Origin of the sequence: Variovorax sp. dw_308 (genome assembly GCF_019207085.1) — a bacterium.
Classification (GTDB): Bacteria; Pseudomonadota; Gammaproteobacteria; order Burkholderiales; family Burkholderiaceae_C; genus Variovorax.
The window spans coordinates 67,029-85,636 of record NZ_JAATOM010000009.1 but is presented as its reverse complement, the minus strand read 5'-3'; the positions used below and the strand labels follow the sequence as shown (position 1 = coordinate 85,636).

13 protein-coding genes and 1 tRNA gene are annotated in these 18,608 nt (G+C 67.2%); 9 read left to right on the top strand and 5 right to left on the bottom strand.

The window, feature by feature from the left end; all coding sequences use genetic code 11:
* Positions 1 to 6: 6 nt before the first annotated feature.
* From HCU76_RS18680 to HCU76_RS18660, 5 genes are all read left to right on the top strand, one after another.
* Complete coding sequence (locus HCU76_RS18680) at positions 7 to 612, top strand: GNAT family N-acetyltransferase (RefSeq protein ID WP_218510299.1); 606 nt, start codon at positions 7 to 9, stop codon at positions 610 to 612.
* A 6-nt stretch (positions 613 to 618) separates the two neighbouring features.
* Positions 619 to 1,806 carry a VWA domain-containing protein gene (locus HCU76_RS18675; RefSeq protein ID WP_213955203.1) on the top strand — a complete coding sequence of 396 codons (1,188 nt, stop codon included), beginning with the start codon at positions 619 to 621 and terminating at the stop codon, positions 1,804 to 1,806.
* Positions 1,807 to 2,019: 213 nt separating this feature from the next.
* On the top strand, positions 2,020 to 2,871 hold the full coding sequence (locus tag HCU76_RS18670; RefSeq protein ID WP_213955204.1) for a 2OG-Fe(II) oxygenase: 852 nt from the start codon (positions 2,020 to 2,022) through the stop codon (positions 2,869 to 2,871).
* A gap of 49 nt (positions 2,872 to 2,920) precedes the next feature.
* Positions 2,921 to 4,822 (top strand): autotransporter assembly complex family protein, encoded by a 1,902-nt coding sequence (locus HCU76_RS18665; RefSeq protein WP_218510298.1) that lies wholly within the window; start codon positions 2,921 to 2,923, stop codon positions 4,820 to 4,822.
* 84 nt (positions 4,823 to 4,906) lie between these two features.
* Positions 4,907 to 9,070: a translocation/assembly module TamB domain-containing protein gene (locus HCU76_RS18660; RefSeq protein WP_371319858.1), complete on the top strand. Its 4,164-nt coding sequence runs from the start codon at positions 4,907 to 4,909 to the stop codon at positions 9,068 to 9,070.
* Positions 9,071 to 9,285: 215 nt separating this feature from the next.
* Here the strand turns inward: HCU76_RS18660 and HCU76_RS18655 are convergent, their stop codons facing one another.
* Both HCU76_RS18655 and HCU76_RS18650 read right to left on the bottom strand, forming a co-directional pair.
* Positions 9,286 to 10,422: a BMP family ABC transporter substrate-binding protein gene (locus HCU76_RS18655; RefSeq protein ID WP_218510296.1), complete on the bottom strand. Its 1,137-nt coding sequence runs from the start codon at positions 10,420 to 10,422 to the stop codon at positions 9,286 to 9,288.
* 72 nt (positions 10,423 to 10,494) lie between these two features.
* On the bottom strand, positions 10,495 to 11,229 hold the full coding sequence (locus HCU76_RS18650) for a GntR family transcriptional regulator (protein ID WP_218510295.1): 735 nt from the start codon (positions 11,227 to 11,229) through the stop codon (positions 10,495 to 10,497).
* Between the two features lie 218 nt (positions 11,230 to 11,447).
* On the opposite strand from HCU76_RS18650, the gene HCU76_RS18645 reads away from it, so the two are divergent.
* The gene (locus HCU76_RS18645) at positions 11,448 to 12,530 is read left to right on the top strand and encodes a DUF1989 domain-containing protein (RefSeq protein ID WP_218510294.1); all 1,083 of its coding nucleotides are present in this window, start codon (positions 11,448 to 11,450) and stop codon (positions 12,528 to 12,530) included.
* A 130-nt stretch (positions 12,531 to 12,660) separates the two neighbouring features.
* Positions 12,661 to 12,735 (top strand) — tRNA-Arg (locus HCU76_RS18640).
* Between the two features lie 67 nt (positions 12,736 to 12,802).
* Here the strand turns inward: HCU76_RS18640 and HCU76_RS18635 are convergent.
* On the bottom strand, positions 12,803 to 13,621 hold the full coding sequence (locus tag HCU76_RS18635) for a hypothetical protein (protein WP_218510293.1): 819 nt from the start codon (positions 13,619 to 13,621) through the stop codon (positions 12,803 to 12,805).
* A 205-nt stretch (positions 13,622 to 13,826) separates the two neighbouring features.
* Here HCU76_RS18635 and HCU76_RS18630 point away from each other — a divergent pair, with 205 nt between their 5' ends.
* Positions 13,827 to 14,618 (top strand): SDR family NAD(P)-dependent oxidoreductase, encoded by a 792-nt coding sequence (locus HCU76_RS18630; RefSeq protein ID WP_218510292.1) that lies wholly within the window; start codon positions 13,827 to 13,829, stop codon positions 14,616 to 14,618.
* Here HCU76_RS18630 and HCU76_RS18625 read toward each other — a convergent pair.
* Positions 14,542 to 15,768: an acyl-CoA dehydrogenase family protein gene (locus HCU76_RS18625; RefSeq protein WP_218510291.1), complete on the bottom strand. Its 1,227-nt coding sequence runs from the start codon at positions 15,766 to 15,768 to the stop codon at positions 14,542 to 14,544. The two genes, HCU76_RS18630 and HCU76_RS18625, sit on opposite strands and share 77 nt — an antisense overlap.
* Before the next feature lie 33 nt (positions 15,769 to 15,801).
* Positions 15,802 to 17,421, bottom strand: a complete 1,620-nt coding sequence (locus HCU76_RS18620) for an acyl-CoA carboxylase subunit beta (protein WP_218510290.1) — start codon at positions 17,419 to 17,421, stop codon at positions 15,802 to 15,804.
* A 267-nt stretch (positions 17,422 to 17,688) separates the two neighbouring features.
* Between HCU76_RS18620 and HCU76_RS18615 the strand changes: the two genes are divergently transcribed.
* The gene (locus HCU76_RS18615) at positions 17,689 to 18,471 is read left to right on the top strand and encodes an IclR family transcriptional regulator (RefSeq protein WP_218510289.1); all 783 of its coding nucleotides are present in this window, start codon (positions 17,689 to 17,691) and stop codon (positions 18,469 to 18,471) included.
* Positions 18,472 to 18,608: the final 137 nt, after the last annotated feature.

Sequence of the window (18,608 nt, the reverse complement as noted above, 5' to 3'; positions counted from 1 at the left end):
CGAGCGATGCCTTTCGTCGAACCCGTCACGCTGTCGTCGCGCGGTATCGCCCTGGTGCCGCTGGCACTGTCCCATGAAGAAGGCCTGAAGGCCGCGGCAGCTGACGGTGAGTTGTGGAAGCTGCGCATCACCTCCGTGCCCGAACCGCACGAAACGCGCGGCTACGTCGAGAGCGCGCTGCAAGGGCGCGAGGCCGGCAACCGCTTCGCCTTCGCCGTCACGGACGAAGCCACCGGCGCTGTGCTCGGCAGCACCAGCTACCACGACATCCTCCCTGCCGTGAAGCGGGTGGAAATAGGCTACACCTGGTACGCCAGGCGCTGCCAGCGCACGCACGTCAACACCACCTGCAAGCTGCTGATGATGTCGCATGCCTTCGATACCCTCGGCTGCAACGTGGTGGGCTGGCGCACCGACAATTTCAACCATGCATCGCAGGCCGCCATCGAACGGCTGGGCGCGCGCAAGGACGGCGTGATCCGCGGCCATGCGATGCGGCGCGATGGCACGATTCGCGATACCGTGATGTACAGCCTGCGCTCGGGCGAGTGGCCCGAAGTGAAGGCGCAATTGCTTTACCTGCTGGACAAGCCCCGTTCGGCAAAGGAGTGACGCAGCATGCTGATCGACTTCTTCTACACCCTGCGCTCGGCCAAGCTGCCGGTGTCCGTCAAGGAATACCTGATGCTGCTGGAGGCGCTGCAGGCCGACGTGGTCGGGCCCAACTCCGACGACGCCCACAGCCTGGATGACTTCTACTACCTCAGCCGCACCACGCTGGTGAAGGACGAGAAGCACTACGACAAGTTCGACCGCGCCTTCGCCGCCTACTTCAAGGGCGTCGAGATGCTGGCCGACTTCACCAAGGAAGTGCCGCTCGACTGGCTGCGCAAGACGCTGGAGCGCGAGTTCACGGCCGAGGAAAAAGCCAAGATCGAGAAGATGGGCTGGGACGAACTCATGGAGACGCTGAAGAAGCGCTTCGAGGAGCAGAAGGAGCGCCACGAGGGCGGCAACAAGTGGATCGGCACTGGAGGAACCTCGCCGTTCGGCCACGGTGGCTACAACCCGCAGGGCATCCGCATCGGCGGCGCCGGCAAGAACAAGAGCGCCGTGAAGGTCTGGGACCAGCGCGCCTACAAGGACTACGACGACTCGCAGGAACTCGGCACGCGCAACATCAAGATGGCGCTGCGCAAGCTGCGCAAGTTCGCGCGCGAGGGCCATGAAGACGAACTGGACCTCGACGAAACCATCAACAAGACAGCCGCCAACGCCGGCTACCTCGACATCAAGATGCGGCCGGAGCGCCACAACAACGTCAAGGTGCTGCTGCTGATGGACGTCGGCGGCACGATGGACGAGCACGTGCAGCGGGTCGAGGAGCTGTTCTCCGCCGTCAAGACCGAGTTCAAGCACCTGGAGTTCTATTACTTCCACAACTGCGTCTACGACTTCATGTGGAAGAACAACAAGCGTCGCTTCTCCGAGAAGTTCGCGACCTGGGACATCCTGCGCAAGTACAACAAGGACTACAAGCTCATCTTCGTCGGCGACGCAACCATGAGCCCCTACGAGATCCTGCAGCCCGGCGGCAGCGTGGAATACAACAACGAGGAAGCCGGCGCCGAGTGGATCCAGCGCCTCACGCACGCCTTCCCGAAATTCGCCTGGGTCAACCCGGAACCGCAAGGCGTCTGGCAATACCGGCAAAGCATTGCCGTGATGCAGCAACTTGTGTCGAATCGTATGTTCCCTCTTACGCTGAAAGGCTTGGAAGAGGCCATGCGCCTACTTTCAAAGTAGGCGTATTCCTACACATATCGATGTTTTTTTGTCAAGCGACATAGGCCATCTAAACGCTGGCACGCACGTACACTTCCCGTTACATTAATACTTTCTAGTTCACAATTTCTCAAGAATTGGAGACTGGAAGGGCCGCGCCTTCGGGCGTGTCTGCAAATCTTGACGGGGCTACCTGCCGTGTACATCTCATCGCTTGAATCTGCCGCCGTTGGTTTGGTCCCCCAGGCCCGCGCGAACGCATGGGTTCCCGACACGATCACCATCCGCGGTGTGCAGCTTGCCATTCCCGAACTGGTGGACCGCTCGTACTTCGAGCCGGCACGGATCGAGTCCTTGCGGGCACGCCTGCAGGCCGGCCAGCCGTTCCCTCACCTGGTCGTCGAAAACCTGTTCAACCCGCGACTGCTGGAACTGGTGACAGAGGAGTTCGACCAGAGCCAGTGGATCGACGTCAAGAGCAACTACGAATCCACGCGCCGCACGGCGCTTGGCGCGCACCTGGGGCCGGCGTCCCAGTTGTACTTCGACGTGGTCAATTCGGGCTGGTTCACCGAGTGGCTGTCGGCGGTGATCGACGTGCCCTACCTGCTGCCGGACCCCAAGCTGTTCGGCGGCGGCCTGCATGAAAGCAAGCCGGGCGCGACCTTCGCGGTGCACCGCGACTTCAACCTGCATCGCCACCTCGGCCTGAAGAACGAGATGGTGTTCATCACCTACCTCAACAAGGGCTGGCAACCTGAATGGGGCGCGTCGCTCGAACTGTGGAACGCCACCAAGGACAAGTGCGTGACCAAGGTGCTGCCGGAATTCGGCCACACCTTGCTGATGCCGCACGGCCCCGTGAGCTACCACGGCCATCCCGACCCGATGACCCCGCCGGACGGCCGCCCGCGCCGCTCGATCGCCGCGTACTACTACACGAGCCCCGACGCGGGCAAGACGCGCGAGGATCAGGTCTCGTCGATCTTCATCAAGATGGGACGGGTCGACAAGCTCAAGCGCGTGGCGCAGATGATCGCGCCGCCCCTGCTCTGGTCGGTCGCGCGCAAGTTCGTCAAGGGATAGTCCTCCCGCATGCCTCGGGGGTGCGAAGCATGCTGTCAGAATCGGGCGGATGCACAGGGTGGCACCCTTCAATACGCCGGCTTTCTGGCCGGCGTTGCTTTTTTTGATCACCCTCCTCCTGCAAGGGTGCAGCTTGCTGCCGAACCAAAAGCAGGACGAGCCGGCCTCGGTATCCAGCCCGGTCGCGGGGGCGGACAAGGACGATGCCGGCAAGTCGCAGAAGGAGCCGCACGATGCGTTCAGCATCGAGGTCGAGGCGCCCGACAAGGTGCGCGAGTATCTGGTCCGCCACCTCGAACTCCAGCGCTACCGCCAGATCGATGATCTCGGCGCCGCCGAGTTGTCGCGCCTGATGGTCGCGGCCGAGGCGAATGCCCGCGAATTGCTGGGCACGCTCGGCTATTTCACGCCCACGCTCACGCTGGAACTGCGCGAGACGCCCGACGCCCCCGCACCGCGCCAGGTGCATGTGACGGTGGTGCCCGGCGAGCCGACGCTGGTGGCACAGGTCGAGATCAATTTCAGCGGCGCGGTGGCCGAGGATGCGGCCGGCGAGGCGCAGCGCAATGCCGTGCGCGCCGGCTGGTCGCTGCGACCCAGCCTGCCCTTCAGCCAGGAGGCATGGGACAACGCAAAGTCCGGCGGCCTGCGCACGCTGACGGCCAAGCGCTATCCCACCGCCAGCGTGAAGAGCAGCCGGGCCGACGTCGACGCCGACACCGCCCGCGCCCAGTTGCATGTGGCCTACGAATCCGGGCCGGCCTATCGCTTCGGACCGATGCTGGTGCGCGGCAGCGACCGCTACAACCCCATCAATGCCCTGCGCATCGCGCGGCTGCCGCAGGGCCAGGACTACGACCAGCAGGTGCTGCTCGACGCCCAGCAGCGCCTGGCCAGCAGCGGCTACTACGACTCGGTGTTCCTGACGCTGGACACCGAAGGCAAGGATCCGCAGGCCGTGCCGGTGATCGCGCAGGTGCGCGACGCGCCGCTGCAGAAAGTGGTGCTCGGCGTGGGCTTCACCACCGACAACGGCGCCCGCGTGAGCATCGACCACACCAATAACCAGATGCCCGTGCTGGGCTGGCGCGCCGTGTCCAGGCTGCAGTTCGACCAGAACACGCAGTTCGTCAGCACGCAGTGGACCGACGTGCCCGGCGAAAGGGGCTGGCGCTGGTTTGGCGGCGGGCAGCTCAAGCGTGACACCTCGGGCGACTACGAGGTCGACAGTGCCCGCGTGCGCGGCGGCATGAGCACCAGCACCGACCACATCGACCGCAGCTATTTCCTGCAATACGACAACGCACAGAACAAAGGCGTTGGCGCGCCGCCGTCGGCCTCGGCGCTGACGCTCAACTGGGGCTGGACCGGCCGCTACTTCAACAATCCCGCGCAGCCGACCAGCGGCTACGGCGTGGCGGTCGAGCTGGGTGCCGGCTACACGCTGACCGGCGAGCGCCTGCCCTTCCTGCGCAGCTACGGGCGCTGGCTCGGCATCTTTCCGCTGGACTGGACTTCGGACAGCGCAGCCCGGCGCAGCCGAATCGCGCTGCGCGCCGAGGCCGGGGCCGTCACCGCGAGCGACCGGGCGCTGATCCCCACCACCCTCGAGTTCCTGACCGGTGGCGACAACACCGTGCGCGGCTACAGCTACCAGGAGATCGGCGTGCCCAACGCCTTGGGGCAGACCGTGCAGGGCCGCTACCTGGGCGTGGGCAGCGTCGAGTGGCAGCGCCCGTACATCCACAACGGGCAACTCACCGACTGGGAAAGCGTCGTCTTCGTCGATGCCGGCTCGGTGGCGGACCAGTTCCGGCAGTTGCGGGCCAAGTTCGGCGTGGGCGCTGGCGCACGCTGGAAGAGCCCGGTCGGGCCGGTGCAGATCGACCTGGCCTATGGCGTGGACATCCACAAGTTCCGGTTGCATCTGCGGCTGGGCTTCAACTTCTAGAAATGAGAACGGGCTTCAATATGTTCGCCGTAGCTGCAGGCGTCGCGGAACAACGGCGCAGCACCATGGAACGCTGAGATGGCGATGAAGCAGGAAGCCAACCCGGAAGCGGCGGCGCCAGTGGCGGAGGCTGCACCTCCTACTGCCCGGCCAGCGCGCTCGCGCACGCGGCGTGCGTTGCGCGGCCTCGCGTGGCTCGCGGGCGGCATGGTGGCGCTGCTGCTGGCGCTGGCATTCGGCGCCTGGTGGTGGATCGGCTCCGACCAGTCGCTCGCGTTCACGCTGTCGCGGGCCGCGCGCTACCTGCCGGCGGGGCAGACGCTGGAGTCGCGCGAGGTCAGCGGGTCGCTCCGCACGGGCGGGCACATCGGCTTCCTGCGCTGGCAGAGCGAGAAGCTGGCCGTCGAGGTGCACGAGGCGACGATCGGCTGGAGCCTGCAGCCCCTGTTGAGGCGCCAGGTGAAGCTCGGCGAGGTGCATGCGGAGCGCGTCAGCATCGAGCGCCTCGGCCCGCCGGACGACAAGCCCGTGGAGCCGCTCGAACAACTGGCGCTGCCGATCGAGATCGACCTGCCCTTTCGCGTCGACGCGCTGCACTGGGGCGGCCCGCCGCCGCTGGACATCGGACAGCTCGCCGGCCACTACCGCTACACCGCCGACCATCACGAACTGCAGGTCGACGGCATCGATATCGCGGATGGCCACTACAGCGGCAAGCTGCGGCTGCAGGGCCCGGCGCCGATGGCCATCGAGGCCGCACTGGAAGGCAAGGTCCGTGCGCCGCTGGACAAGGAACGCAGCATCGACGTGCTCGCGAGCGCGAGCGTGAATGGCACGCTGGCCGGACGCGATGCGCGCCTCGCGGTCGAGGCCCGGTTGAAGCCGGCGCAGGAAGATGCGGATACGCCGATGAATGCCCAGCTCACGGCCCATCTCGCGCCGTGGCAACCGCAGCCCGTGCTCGACGCGCGGGCCGAATTGGAGAACGTTGACCTGGCCCAGCTGTGGCCGCAGGCGCCCGCGACACTGCTCAGCGGCGAGGTGGCGGCCGGACCGGACAGCACCGCTGGCCCGAACGGCTGGCAAGGCAAGGTCGACCTCCGCAACGACCGGCCCGGTCCGTGGGACGAGGGCAAGCTGCCGGTGGAGCGGGTCGAGGCCAGCGCCAGCTTCGACGGCACGAACTGGGACGTGCCGCAGGCCACGATCCATGCCGGCGGCGGCCGCATCAGCGCGGAAGGCCGCTGGAGCCCGGCGCCTTCGCCCTGGACCGCCAAGGCCACGGTGGAGGACGTGCAGCCCGGCCTGCTGCACTCGCAGCTTGCCGGCGCGCCGGTGGACGGCCGCGCGAGCGTCGAGCAGCGGGGCCAGGCCTTGCTGTTCGACCTCGCCCTGGATGCCAAGGGCGGCGCCGGGGCAGCCGGTATCGAAGGCCTGCGCCTGGACCATGCCGACGCGCAAGGCCAATTGCAGGACCAGGTGCTCGACCTGCGCTCGCTGCACCTGGAGGCCGTGCGCGCCCGCCTGGACGGAAAGCTGCAGGTGCGCATCGCAGAGCAGGCCGCCAACGGCAATCTCAACCTGGTGATGCCGGGCGGCCGTGTGCAGGTCGAAGGGCGCGTGGCCCCGGCGCAGGGCGCGGCCGAACTCAAGGCCACCGTGGACGACGCGACCGCACTGCAGCGATGGATCGAGCAATTGCCCGGCCTGGCCCAGGCCTTCGCAGGCCACGTGCTGGTCGGCGGTGCGCAACTCGACGCGCGCTGGCAGGGCGGCTGGCAGGCCATCCAGCGGCGGCTGCAGGATGTGCGGCAGCCAGCGGCGCGCGGCGCGGAGCCTACGCTGCAGGCCACGCTCTCGGCCCCGCGGCTGGACATCAAGCTGCCGCCCACCGGCGCCACCGCCATTGCCACTGCCACCACCACCGCCGCCGCCGCCGCGCGGCAGGTACCGGCCGCGCAGTCCATCGAGGGCGCGCAGACGCTGCGCCTGCGCAACCTGCGCGCCGAGGTCGACGGCAGCATCGCGCAGGCGAAGCTGACGCTGAGCGGCGAGGGCGCCATCGGCACGCAGCAGGTCACGCTGTCCACGCAGGCCCGTGGCGGCCTGCAACGCGCCGACCAATGGCAGGCTGCGCTGGAGAACCTCAAGCTGCAAGTGCAGGACCGCACCCGGCCCGGCCCCTGGACGCTGGAACTCGCCCGTTCGGTCAATGCCACGCTGCGCACCGGCGCGGGCGGCAAGCTGGACGTGGAAGCCTCGGCCAGCGGTGTGACCGTGCGCGGCCCGGTGCCCGGCACGGTGCGGATCGACTGGGAGCCGGTGCGCTGGAGCCAGTTGGGCGCGCCGCCCAAGCGCGTCTACCGCCTCCAGTCGAAAGGCAGGCTGCAGGGCTTTCCGATGGCCTGGGCGCAGGCGCTCGGGCCCGGCACGCTGGCCGACATGGGCGTGAGCGGCAACCTGGTGTTCGACGGCGACTGGGACATCGACGCGGGCGACACGCTGCGCGCCCATGCCCGCCTCGCGCGGCAGAGCGGCGACATCCGCGTGCAGGCCGGCGAGGCCGCACTGGTGCGCCGCATCCGCAGCACCGGCACGGGCACGGCCGGCGAGATCACCACCGACGCGGCGTCCGCGGGCGCAGGCACACCAGCCGGCCTGCGCAAGGCAGAACTCAACCTCGACGCGCAAGGCGAAGCGGTCAAGGCCGACCTCGCCTGGGAAAGCGAGCGCGCCGGCCAGATCAGCGCCGAGGCGGCCACGCGCGTGCAGCAGCGCGATGGCGGCTGGCTCTGGGCCAACGATGCGCCGTTGGCGGGCAAGATCAAGGCACGCCTGCCCAACCTGGGCGTGTGGTCGATGCTGGCGCCGCCGGGCTGGCGCATCGCGGGCACGCTGGACGCCGATGCGACGCTGTCGGGCAACCGGGCCGCGCCGCGCTGGAACGGCACACTGGCCGCCGACCAACTCGCCCTGCGCGCGCAGGTCGAAGGCCTGGACCTGCGCGACGGCCAGTTGCGCGCCGTGCTGAACGGCGACCGGCTGGAACTGAGCGAGTTCACGCTGCGCGGCGGCGCGGCCAGCAGCACGCGCATCACCGGGCAGAGCGGCAATCTCAGCACCGCCAGGAGCGAGGCCGCGAAAAGCGGCGGCACGCTGTCGGTCAAGGGCACGGCCAGCTGGGGCAACGCCGGCACGACGGCCGGCAGCGGCATCCGCATGGACATGGAAGGCCAGTTGCGCGAGCTGCGCCTGCTCGTGCGCACCGACCGGCAGGTGACCTTGTCGGGCGACGTGCAGGCCCGGCTCGACGCGGGCCAGATCACCGTGCGCGGCGACCTCAAGACCGACCGCGCGGTGATCATCCTGCCCGACGAAACGGCACCCAGCCTCGGCAGCGACGTGTTCGTGCATTCGGCCGCGCGGGATCGGGAGACTGCCAAGGCCTCGGCTTCGGCCTCGGCCTCGGTCGGCACGCAGCCGCAATCCGCTGGCGACGACACGCTGCCCGCCGCAGCACAGACGAAGAAGCCGCCCGACATCGAGGTGGGTTTCGACCTGGGCAAGGACTTTGCCGTGCAGGGCCGTGGCATCACCACGCGCCTTGAAGGCAAGCTCGACATCAAGAGCGCCGGCGCGGGCACGCCGCCGCGCATCACCGGCGAGGTGCGCACGGTGCGCGGCCAGTACCGCGCCTACGGCCAGCAACTCGACGTGGAAAGCGGCATCGCGCGATTCAGCGGGCCTTTCGACAACCCGGGCCTCGACATCCTCGCCATCCGGCCGAACATCTCGCAGCGCGCGGGCGTCCAGATCACCGGCACCGCGCAGTCGCCGCGCGTGAAGCTCTATTCCGAGCCCGCGCTGACGGACGCCGAGACGCTGTCGTGGGTCATGCTGGGCCGTGCCTCCGCGTCGAACGGCGGCGAGGCCGTGGTGATGCAGCAAGCGGCACTGGCCCTGCTGGGCAAGCTGGGCGGCAACGCGGGCGGCGGCAACTTCGCCAGCCGCTTCGGCCTGGATGAGATCGGCTTCAAGGGGCCCAGCTCCGGCGGCGACCTGAACGAGTCGGCGATCACGGTGGGCAAGCGGCTGTCGAAGGACTTCTATGTGACCTACGAGCGCAGCCTGTCCGGCACGGTGGGGACGCTCTTCATCTTCTACGACCTGACGCAGCGGCTGACGCTCCGCGGGCAGGCCGGGGAGCACAACGGCGGCGATCTGATCTACACGATCAAGTTCAACTGAGGGAAGGCTGCGGAAAGCGGACTTGGCCGTACGCGAAGGACGCGAAGGTTCCGCGAAGGACGCGAAAGAAAACCGAAGAAGATCCGAAAGAAATCCGACGAATTTCTTTTGAATTTTTTGGCGTCGTTCGCGTACCTTCGCGCCGTTCGCGTCCGGTCAAACCCGATCGCGCATTGGCTCCGGCCGATGAAGCCAGGACATCCGCTCGCGCACGATCAACCCAACGTGCCGGCCACGCCTTCCACGAGGTAGTCCATCTTCTCCAGCACCGGGTCATAGAGACCGTAGCCCTTGTCGAGCACGACCTTGCCGGTGTTGCTCTTGACGGGGCCGGTGAAGATGGGCTTGCCGGCCTTGAGGTCGGCGATGGCTTGCGTTGCCGCATTGCGGGCCTTGTCGCTGGCGCCGGCGCCGAAGGGCGTGCTCAGCACCATGTCCTTGTCGTAGCCGCCGAAGAACTGGTTGGGCAGCTTCTTGCCCTCGGAGATGGCGACGGCGAAGGTCTTGTAGACCGTCTCCCACTTGTTCTCCGCGCCGGTGATGAAGCCCTTGGGCGCGAGCTGCGCCTGCGAGGCGTTGTGGCCCAGCGTCTTGACGCCGGCCTTCTCGGCCGTCTCGATGACGACCTTCGGGCTGTCCACGTGGCAGGCGATCACGTCGTTACCGGCGGAGATCAGCGCATTGCAGGCTTCGGCCTCGCGCACCGGCATCGACCAGTCGCCGGTGAAGACCAGTTGCACCACGGCGTTCGGGTTGACCTTGCGCACACCCATGGTGAAGGTGTTGATGTTGCGCAGCACGATGGCGATCGGCTTGGCGGCGATGAAGCCGATCTTGTTCGACTTGGTCGACAGGCCGGCCGCGATGCCGTTGATGTAGTGGGCCTGGTCGAGGTAGCAGAAGTAGCCGCCGAGGTTCATCGGGTGCTTGTCGGCGGACCACAGCGAGGTCGGATGGCGGAACTCGACCTTGGGGTACTTCTTTGCCATGTCGATCATGAAGGGATCGAAGTAGCCGAACGAGGTCGGGAAGATCAGCGAGGCGCCGTCGCTCTGGATCATGCCTTCCATGGTCTTTCGCACGGCCACGGTCTCGGGCACGTTCTCTTCCTCGACGACCTTCACGCCGGGCACCGACTTCAGGGCCTTGGCCGCCACGGCATGGGCCTGGTTCCAGCCGTAGTCGTCACGCGGGCCGACGTAGATGAGGCCGACCGTGACGTCGGTCCTGGCCTGTGCGGCCGATGCACCAAAGATGGCGGGCGCGATCGCCGTGCCGGCAAGCGTGCTGCCGACGGCGGAACTCAAGGTGGTGCCCAGGAAGCGGCGGCGGTTCCAGTTGGTGTTCGACATTTGCAGTTTCCTTAGGTGGTCGAGTTGGGAGAGCAGAGGGAAATCGTTTTTGAATGAGGGCAGCGCGATGCGTCAGGCCGACCTGGGGCGACGCGTTGTTGTTGTCGGGTGCACGCCAGCGCCTGTGATGTAGCGGCCGAGGATGCTGCCGAGGTCCTCGTCGACCGGCTTCTTCTCGGGCATCAGCGCGCGCTCCTGCACGCCGGTGAGATGCGACACCATCAGGCGCACGGCCGTCTTCTCGTCGCCGCGGCGGAAGGACTCGATGAGCGTGCGGTGTTCGTCGATGCCACATTGCGACGAATGCGGGTTGCCGTAGATGGCCAGGATCAGCGAGCAGCGCGAGACCAGCTCCGAGATATAGCGCTCGATCACGGGGTTGCCGCCGAGTTGCGCGAGCTTGATGTGGAACTCGCCGGCCAGGCGTGCGCAGACGGTCGGCGGCAGGTCGCGCGCGGCCTCTTCCTCGCTGCGTACATGGCCTTCCAGCACCGCGCCCATCGCCGGTGTCCAGTTCTTGATGACCAGGCGCACCACCTCGCGCTCGAGGCAGGCGCGCGCCTCGAACACGCTCTGCGCCTCGGCGCGCGAGGGCTGGGCCACGGTAGCGGTGCGCTTGCGGCCGGCCTCGACGAGGCCCTCGGCCGTGAGACGCGCAAGCGCTTCGCGGATCAGCGTGCGGCTCACGTTCAGGTGCGTGCCCAGCACGTCCTCCGGCAGCCTGGTGCCGGGCGTCAATGCCTGCTCGATGATGGCGTGCTTGATCGCGAGGTAGGCGGTTTCGGCCTTGCCGGTTTCGATGGTCATGGTGTACGGATCAGGTATTCCAGCGGATGGCAATCACGTATGCGAAAACCGGGCCAGCTTGAAACCGCCCCAAAGCGCCGCGGATGCACCGCATTGGCGCGCCGAGCGCCGGTGCCGGTCGTCGGACGCACCGATACAGGTAGGCCGGCATGCCGAACCGCTGGCCGAAATCTTGCATACCTGAATCCATCCACCAGGTACACCAGACAGGAGTTGAAATGACCTCGCAGTCGATCAAGCTGAGCTTGAACCAGCAGCAATCCGAACTCATCGCGCGTTGCATCTCGCTCGGTGACGCCGCGGACCTTCAGTCCCTGGCGCAGCGCGCGGTGCGTGAATGGAAAGACGGCGTTCCATCCGCCAGGCCGGCACCTCCAGCCAAGCCCGACGTCTCGACGCTCTCCACCCGGCGCACCTTGCTGAGCTCGCACATGATCCAGCCTGGCACCGGCAAGGCCTTCGAAGTGCTCAAGGGCCAGGTCATCCGCATCGAGCAGGTCGAGGGCGGCCAATGCGCCGACTTCAACTGCTTCAACCTGCATGACTACAAGGAGTTCATGCACGTCGGTCGCACGCGCACCGTGCATGGGCTCAACCCCGGCCCCGGCGACTACCTGTGGTCGGCGCCGCCGCGCGAGCGCGCGATGATGTACGTGCTCGCCGACACGGTGCGCGCCAACGACGTGATGTTCCCGCGTTGCAGCGCCAACCTCTACGAATCAGCGTACGGCTTCCACAAGCACACCAACTGCCACGACATCCAGTCGGAAGCGCAGCGCGAGTACGGCCTCACGCCGGATGACGTGCATGACTCCTTCAACCTGTTCATGGTCACCGAAATCGTCGGCGATCGCGGCCGCATCGAGCGCCAGACCTCCAGGGCCGGCGACTATGTCGAGTTCCTCGCGCTGATGGACGTGCTGGCCGTGCCCAACGTCTGCGGCGCGGACATCATGCGCACCAGCAACTTCTCGCTGAAGCCGCTGAAGATCGAGATCCACGATGCGTCCGAGGCCGACCTGGCCGTGGCGCCTGCCGTCGCCGAATACGAGACGCAGCGCACGCCGGCGCAGTTCAGGCAGCCGACCATCAAGGCGGATCGTCCGCTGCAGCGCGATGAAAGCTATGTGCCGCAGTTCACCAACACGCCGATCGTCGAGCGCGATGTCGAGGTGCAACTGAGCGATGCCGAAGCCGAGACGCTGGCCTCGTTCGGCCTGCACCAGTACTACGGCAGCAACCGGGGGGCGATGCTGCGCGACGTGGTGTTCAGCTGGTGGGAAAAACGGTACCTCGGCTGAAACGCGTGACACGCCAACCGGAAGGCTTTCGCCTTGCGCTGTACGAGGAATCGCAAGAGCCATACCATTCGAATCGCGCAGAAAATCCCGCGCATGGTGCATGGCCCAAGCTGGTAAAGTCCGCGCGCTTGTCTTCGTAGTTCAATGGATAGAACGGGGTCCTCCTAAGACTCAGATACAGGTTCGATTCCTGTCGAAGGCACCAGCCCGGCGTTGATTGCGCTCACGTTTCCAGATTGCCGCGGATCGACGCGGCGCGCTCGCGCCGGCCCTCATGCGCCGGGAACGCACACCATCGCGATGCTGATCCAGACGCCGAAGCTGAAATAGGGCGTCAGCCAGAGCGCATCGGCCTTCCATGCCGCCCAGCTGCCGCTCGGCACTCGACGGTGCCAGGCGTCGCGCGCGCCCTGGTCCAGGCGCATGTAGGGCAACCCGCGCGCGCGCCCGTGCCGGTAACGGCGCCAGTACATCGGCACATCCACGCCCAGGACGTAGGCAACGAAGGACATCGAACACAGGATCCCGAAGATCGCCAGGGAGTTGACCCAGCCGTTGCTGTCCAGGGCGACGACGCCAAGCAAGGCCGCCATCCAGGAAAAGCCGGCAGCCCAGAGCATGGACTCGACGGCCTGGGTGATGTGGTTCAGCGTGAGCACGCTGTGCCAGCAGAACCCCTGGGCCACCACCATGAACATCGGGACAGCCCACGCGGCCATTTGCACCCACGGAAGGCCGGCATGCACGCCCAACTGGTGGACCAGCAGCCCCAACTGCAGCGCGAAGCAGATTTCGGCGACCGTGGCTGCAGCACGGCCCAGGAAGATGCTGGACAGGCGCGTGTCCACCACCACCAACCGCTCCAGGTCCACTCGCGGAAGCACCGAACGGTAGGCGCATACCAGCACATAGACGCCGGACAACGCCAGTTGCAGACCCGCGTGGACACCGCTGAAAGGTCCTGAAGTCAGTACCGCCAGCCACAAGCAGACATTCAGCACGGCCAGCGCGCAAAGAGCCCGCCACCACGACAGCACCCGCCTGTCCGCCCCGGCGATGCCTATCGCAATATTGTGTCGAAGTGATGACATTCGGCGGCGAGCGTAACTGGGAGTCGATCGCAGAGGCAAGCCCTTTCACCGCACCTTGCGTGAGCCTTCAGCGAACCTCTGCCATCAAGGTGGATCGAGACTTCGCGGGTTTCCGGCGATCGCCTCAGCCCACGCCCGGCGCAGAATCCGGGTCGCCTGCATCACAGGCGCACACCCCCACCACCTTCAACGACTCCAGAAAACCATGACAGAACGCAAGGCAGCCATCGTCACGGGCTCCGCAACCGGCGTCGGCGCCGCAACGGCGCTCGCATTGGCGCGTCGAGGCTACGACGTGTTGATCAACTACTCCCGCAGCGAGCGCGAGGCCAGGGAATCCGAGGCTGCCTGCCGCGAGGCCGGGGCCGACACCTTGCTGGTGTGCGGAGACATCTCGGACGATGCCGCATGCCGCGCCATGGCGGACGCCGCGCTGGGGCGGTGGCAGCGCATCGACGCGCTGGTCAACAACGCGGGCATCACCTCCTTTGCCGGCTCGACCAACTGGGATGCGCTCGACGCGAAGACCTTCCAGCGCATCCTCGACGTGAACGTGATCGGCGCGTTCCAGATGGTTCGCGCCTGCGCGGCGCACCTGAAGAAGTCGCCCAACGGGTCGATCGTCAACGTGTCGTCGATCGCGGGAGCGCTCGGCATCGGTTCTTCGCTGGCCTACATCGCCTCGAAGGGCGCGGTCAATGCGATGACGCTGAACATGGCGCGCGCCCTGGCCCCGGAGATTCGCGTGAACGCGGTGTGCCCCGGCATGATCACGACGCGGTGGTTCGTCGACGGCATCGGCGCGGAGAACTTCCAGAAGCTGAAGGCGCAATACGAGCAGTCGACGCCGCTCGGGCGGGCCTGCACCGCGGAGGACGTGGCCGAGGCGGTGCTGTGGCTGACCGATGGCGCTCGCACGGTCACGGGCGAACTGGTGCTGCTGGATTCGGGGACGCACCTGGGCCGTCCTCCGACGGTGGTGCAGGCGACGAAGTAGTCGTCAACCCCATCTGGCGCGCGATGACCATCAGCATCACCTCGTCCGCGCCGCCGCCGATGGAGCCGAGCCGGTAGTCGCGATAAGCGCGCGAAACCGGGTTGTCCCACGTGTAGCCCATGCCGCCCTGGAACTGCATGCACCAGTCGGCGATCTCGCGCGAGAGGCGGCCGGCCTTGAGCTTGGCCATCGACGCCAGCTCGACCACGTCGCCGCCCTCCACGTAGGTCTGCGTGGCGACGTAGATCAGCGCGCGCAAGGCTTCGAGTTCGGTCTTGAGTTCGGCCAGCTTGTACTGGATGAACTGGTTGTCCAGCAGTGGCTTGCCGAAGGCATGGCGCTGGCGCAGGTAGTCGGCGGTCTCCTGGATCCAGGCCATCGCCGACAGGCGCCGTGCCGCGCCGTCGAGCCGCTCCTCCTGGAACTGCTTCATCTGGTAGATGAAACCCATGCCCTCCTCGCCGATGCGGTGCCGCACGGGCACGCGCACCTCGTCGAAGAAGACCTGCGCCGTGTCGGAACTCCACATGCCGAACTTGCGGATCTTCTGCACCGACACGCCGCGCGTGCGCTGGCCGTCCTGCATCAGCGGCACGATGATCAGCGACTTGTTCTTGTGCACCGGCCCGTCGGAGGTGTTGCACAGCAGGCAGATCCAGTCGGCCTGCATGCCGTTGGTGATCCACATCTTGGCGCCGCTGACGACGTAGTCGTCGCCGTCACGGCGCGCGCGGGTCTTGAGCGAGGCCACGTCGGAGCCCGCGCCCTGCTCCGACACGCCGATCGAGGCGACCATGTCGCCCGCGATGGCCGGCGCCAGGAACTCGCGCTTCAACTCATCGGAGCCGAAAGCCGCCAGCGCCGGCGTCGCCATGTTCGACTGCACGCCGATGCCCATGGCCACGCCCTGCGCGCGCGCATGGCCCATGGCCTCCGCGGCGGCGACCGCATAGGAAAAGTCGAGGCCCAGGCCGCCGTACGCTTCGGGCTTGGTGATGCCGAGAAAGCCCAGGTTGCCCATCTTCTTGAACAACTCATGGGCCGGGAAGATCTCGGCGGCCTCCCATTCGTCGACGAAGGGATCGATCTCGGCCGCGATGAAGCGGCGGATGCTGTCCATCATGTGGCGGTGTTCGGTGGTGTAGAGCATGGATGTGTCCTGAAAAGCGGGAAGGCGCGCTGTTCAAAAACGCGCGACGCCGAACTGGATGGGCCGCGTGCTGCGCTGTGCAGCCTCGCGTGCCGTGGCAAGCACGAAGGCCAGCACCGCGCGCGTGTCGCGCGGGTCGATCACGCCGTCGTCAAGCATGTGGCCGCTGGTGTAGAAGGCGCTGGCCTGGCGCTCGAAATTGCCGACGATCTCTTCCTTCTGGGCGGCAAGGCGCGCCTCGTCGAGCGGGCGGCCCTTGCGCTCGGCCTGCTGGCGCGCAACGATCTCCATCGTGGTGGCGGCCTGCTCGCCACCCATGACGGCGGTGCGTGCGTTGGGCCAGGAGAAGCAGAAGCTTGGATGGAATGCGCGCCCGCACATGCCGTAGTTGCCGGCGCCGAAAGAAGCCCCGCAATAGATCGTGACCTGCGGCACCTGCGAGTTGGCCAGGGCCTGGATCATCTTCGAGCCGTGCTTGATCATGCCGGCCTCTTCCGACGCGCGGCCGACGATGAAACCGGTGGTGTTCTGCAGGTAGACGATGGGCGTGCCCGACTGGTTGCAGAGCTGGATGAACTGCGCGGCCTTGGTGGCGCCGGCCGGGTCGATCGGCCCGTTGTTGCTGACGAAGCCCACGGGGTGGCCCTCGATGCGGGCCTGTCCGCAGACGGTGGCCGTGCCGTAGTCCGGCTTGAAATCCATCCAGCGGGAATCGTCGACGAGGCGTGCGATGACTTCGCGCATGTCCACCGGCTTGCGGTGCTCGAGCACCATGACGCCGGCCAGTTCCTCGGGGTCCAGGCGCGGCGGCGGCGCGCTTGCTGCGAGGGCGTCGTCCGCACACTGCCAGCCGAGGTTGTCCACGATGTCGCGCGCGATGTCGATGGCATGCGCATCGTCCTCGGCCACGTATTCGGCGAGGCCGCTGATGCTGGCGTGCATGTCGGTGCCGCCCAGCGCTTCGGCCGTGGCGATCTCGCCGGTGGCGGCCTTCAGCAACGGCGGACCGGCGAGGAAGGCCTTGGCCTGGCCGCGCACCATCACCACGTAGTCCGACAGGCCCGGCATGTAGGCGCCGCCCGCGGTCGACGAACCGTGCACCACGGTCACCACCGGCAGGCCCGCGGCCGACAGGCGCGCAAGGTTGTAGAACATGCCGCCGCCGCGGATGAACTTCTCGACGCGGTACTTGCGCAGGTTGGCCCCAGCCGACTCCACCAGGTGCACGAAGGGCAGCTTGTTGGCGAGCGCGATCTCCTGGCAACGCATGATCTTCTGGTTGCCGGACTCGGTCAGCGCGCCCGCGTCGATGCCCGAGTCGTTGACCACGACCATGCAGCGCACGCCGCTCACGAAGCCGATGCCGGCGAGCTGCGAGCCACCGGGCACGACGGCGGCCAGGTCGGGGTCGTCCATGGCATAGCCCGCGATGCTGGCGATCGGCAGGAAGGGCCGGCCGAAGTCGAGCAGGCGCGTCAGGCGCTCGCGTGGCAGCAAGGCGCCGCGCTTCGCGAAGCTCGCGGCGGCGCGCGCGGAAGCGTCGGCCGCGCGCTGCTCCAGCGCGCGCAGCTCGTCGATCAGCGCGAGCATGCCGGCGCGCTGCGCCTGGAAGGCCCCGGAGGCGGGTTGGATGCGGGATACGAAGGGCGTCATGGAAATGCTTCGGCGAAAGGGGTGCGAAGGGGCGGCTGGAAATGGCACAGCCCCGCATGGCGGGCTTGCGGGTGTGTCGGCCGGCGCGTCATAAGTCCAGCCGCTTCGCGATGAGGTCCTTCATCACCTCTTCCGCGCCGCCGCCGAGGCGACGAAGCAATGAACGCATGAGTTTGTCCCTTGATCTTGTGGTGTGTGAACCCATTCAAGGGCACGCGCCGCGACAGCGCAAACACTTGTCGTCTCTATGTGCACAATGTGCACAACATGGCTGTTCCGTCCGCGAAAACCCTCACCGTGCCGGGCGCCCAGAGCATCGACCGGGCGTCGGCGCTGCTGCGCTGGATCGCGCGCGAACATGTGTCCGGCATCGCGTTGCGCGATCTGGTCGCGCGCACCGGACTGGACCGCACGACGGCATGGCGCATCGTGTCCAGCCTCGTGAACCAGGGCCTGGTCGCGCGGGATGCGCGCAGCGGTCTCTACCACCTGGGCATCGAGGCGATGGCATGGGGCGCGGCCTGCATGGACCGTTCCCCGCTGGTGCAGGCCTGCCGCCCGGTGATGAAGTCGCTGGCGCGCCTGTCGGGAGACAACGTGTTCCTGGTGCTGCGCTCAGGCGACTACAGCCATTGCCTGCACCTGGAGGAAGGCGCCCACCCGGTGCGTTCCTTTGCGCTGAACGTGGGAGGCACCCGGCTGCTGGGCCTGGGCGTGGCCAGTATCGCGCTGCTGGCCAGGCTGCCTGAGGATGCGCTCGCACAGCACTACCAGCGCCACCGCGAGGAGTACCAGTCGCACGAACTCGGCCTGGCCAGGCTGCAGCGCTGGGCGGTGCAGACGCGGGCGCGAGGGCATTCGCAGATCGGCGCTGGCGGCGTCGCGGGCGTGGGCCTGCGGTTCCCCATGGGATCGTGCGGCGATGCCGCGATGAGCATCATCGCGCCGCGCACCCGCCTGTCACGGGCGCGCTCGGAGGAACTGGCACGGTCGATGAAGTCGGAGATCGCCGGCATGTTGCCGCAGCTCGCGCCCATGCGGGCGGGTTGAAGCGGTTCCGCCGCCCTCGGGCGCCCCTGCCACGTCGCTGCCACGTACTGTGCCAAGTACGCCCAGGCCATGCCGGGCTTGCCGCGACAGGGGACCGCGAGAGGTACCGCATTTCGCAGTTTTCTGCGAATGAAATA

What these genes read in the sequence shown, in the direction of transcription:
- HCU76_RS18615 (WP_218510289.1), top strand. Translation starts at nt 17,689, where the DNA reads ATGGCTGTTCCGTCCGCGAAAACCCTCACCGTGCCGGGCGCCCAGAGC.
- HCU76_RS18665 (WP_218510298.1), top strand. Translation starts at nt 2,921, where the DNA reads ATGCACAGGGTGGCACCCTTCAATACGCCGGCTTTCTGGCCGGCGTTG.
- HCU76_RS18675 (WP_213955203.1), top strand. Translation starts at nt 619, where the DNA reads ATGCTGATCGACTTCTTCTACACCCTGCGCTCGGCCAAGCTGCCGGTG.
- HCU76_RS18650 (WP_218510295.1), bottom strand. Translation starts at nt 11,229, where the DNA reads ATGACCATCGAAACCGGCAAGGCCGAAACCGCCTACCTCGCGATCAAG.
- HCU76_RS18635 (WP_218510293.1), bottom strand. Translation starts at nt 13,621, where the DNA reads ATGTCATCACTTCGACACAATATTGCGATAGGCATCGCCGGGGCGGAC.
- HCU76_RS18680 (WP_218510299.1), top strand. Translation starts at nt 7, where the DNA reads ATGCCTTTCGTCGAACCCGTCACGCTGTCGTCGCGCGGTATCGCCCTG.
- HCU76_RS18625 (WP_218510291.1), bottom strand. Translation starts at nt 15,768, where the DNA reads ATGCTCTACACCACCGAACACCGCCACATGATGGACAGCATCCGCCGC.
- HCU76_RS18620 (WP_218510290.1), bottom strand. Translation starts at nt 17,421, where the DNA reads ATGACGCCCTTCGTATCCCGCATCCAACCCGCCTCCGGGGCCTTCCAG.
- HCU76_RS18655 (WP_218510296.1), bottom strand. Translation starts at nt 10,422, where the DNA reads ATGTCGAACACCAACTGGAACCGCCGCCGCTTCCTGGGCACCACCTTG.
- HCU76_RS18660 (WP_371319858.1), top strand. Translation starts at nt 4,907, where the DNA reads ATGAAGCAGGAAGCCAACCCGGAAGCGGCGGCGCCAGTGGCGGAGGCT.
- HCU76_RS18630 (WP_218510292.1), top strand. Translation starts at nt 13,827, where the DNA reads ATGACAGAACGCAAGGCAGCCATCGTCACGGGCTCCGCAACCGGCGTC.
- HCU76_RS18645 (WP_218510294.1), top strand. Translation starts at nt 11,448, where the DNA reads ATGACCTCGCAGTCGATCAAGCTGAGCTTGAACCAGCAGCAATCCGAA.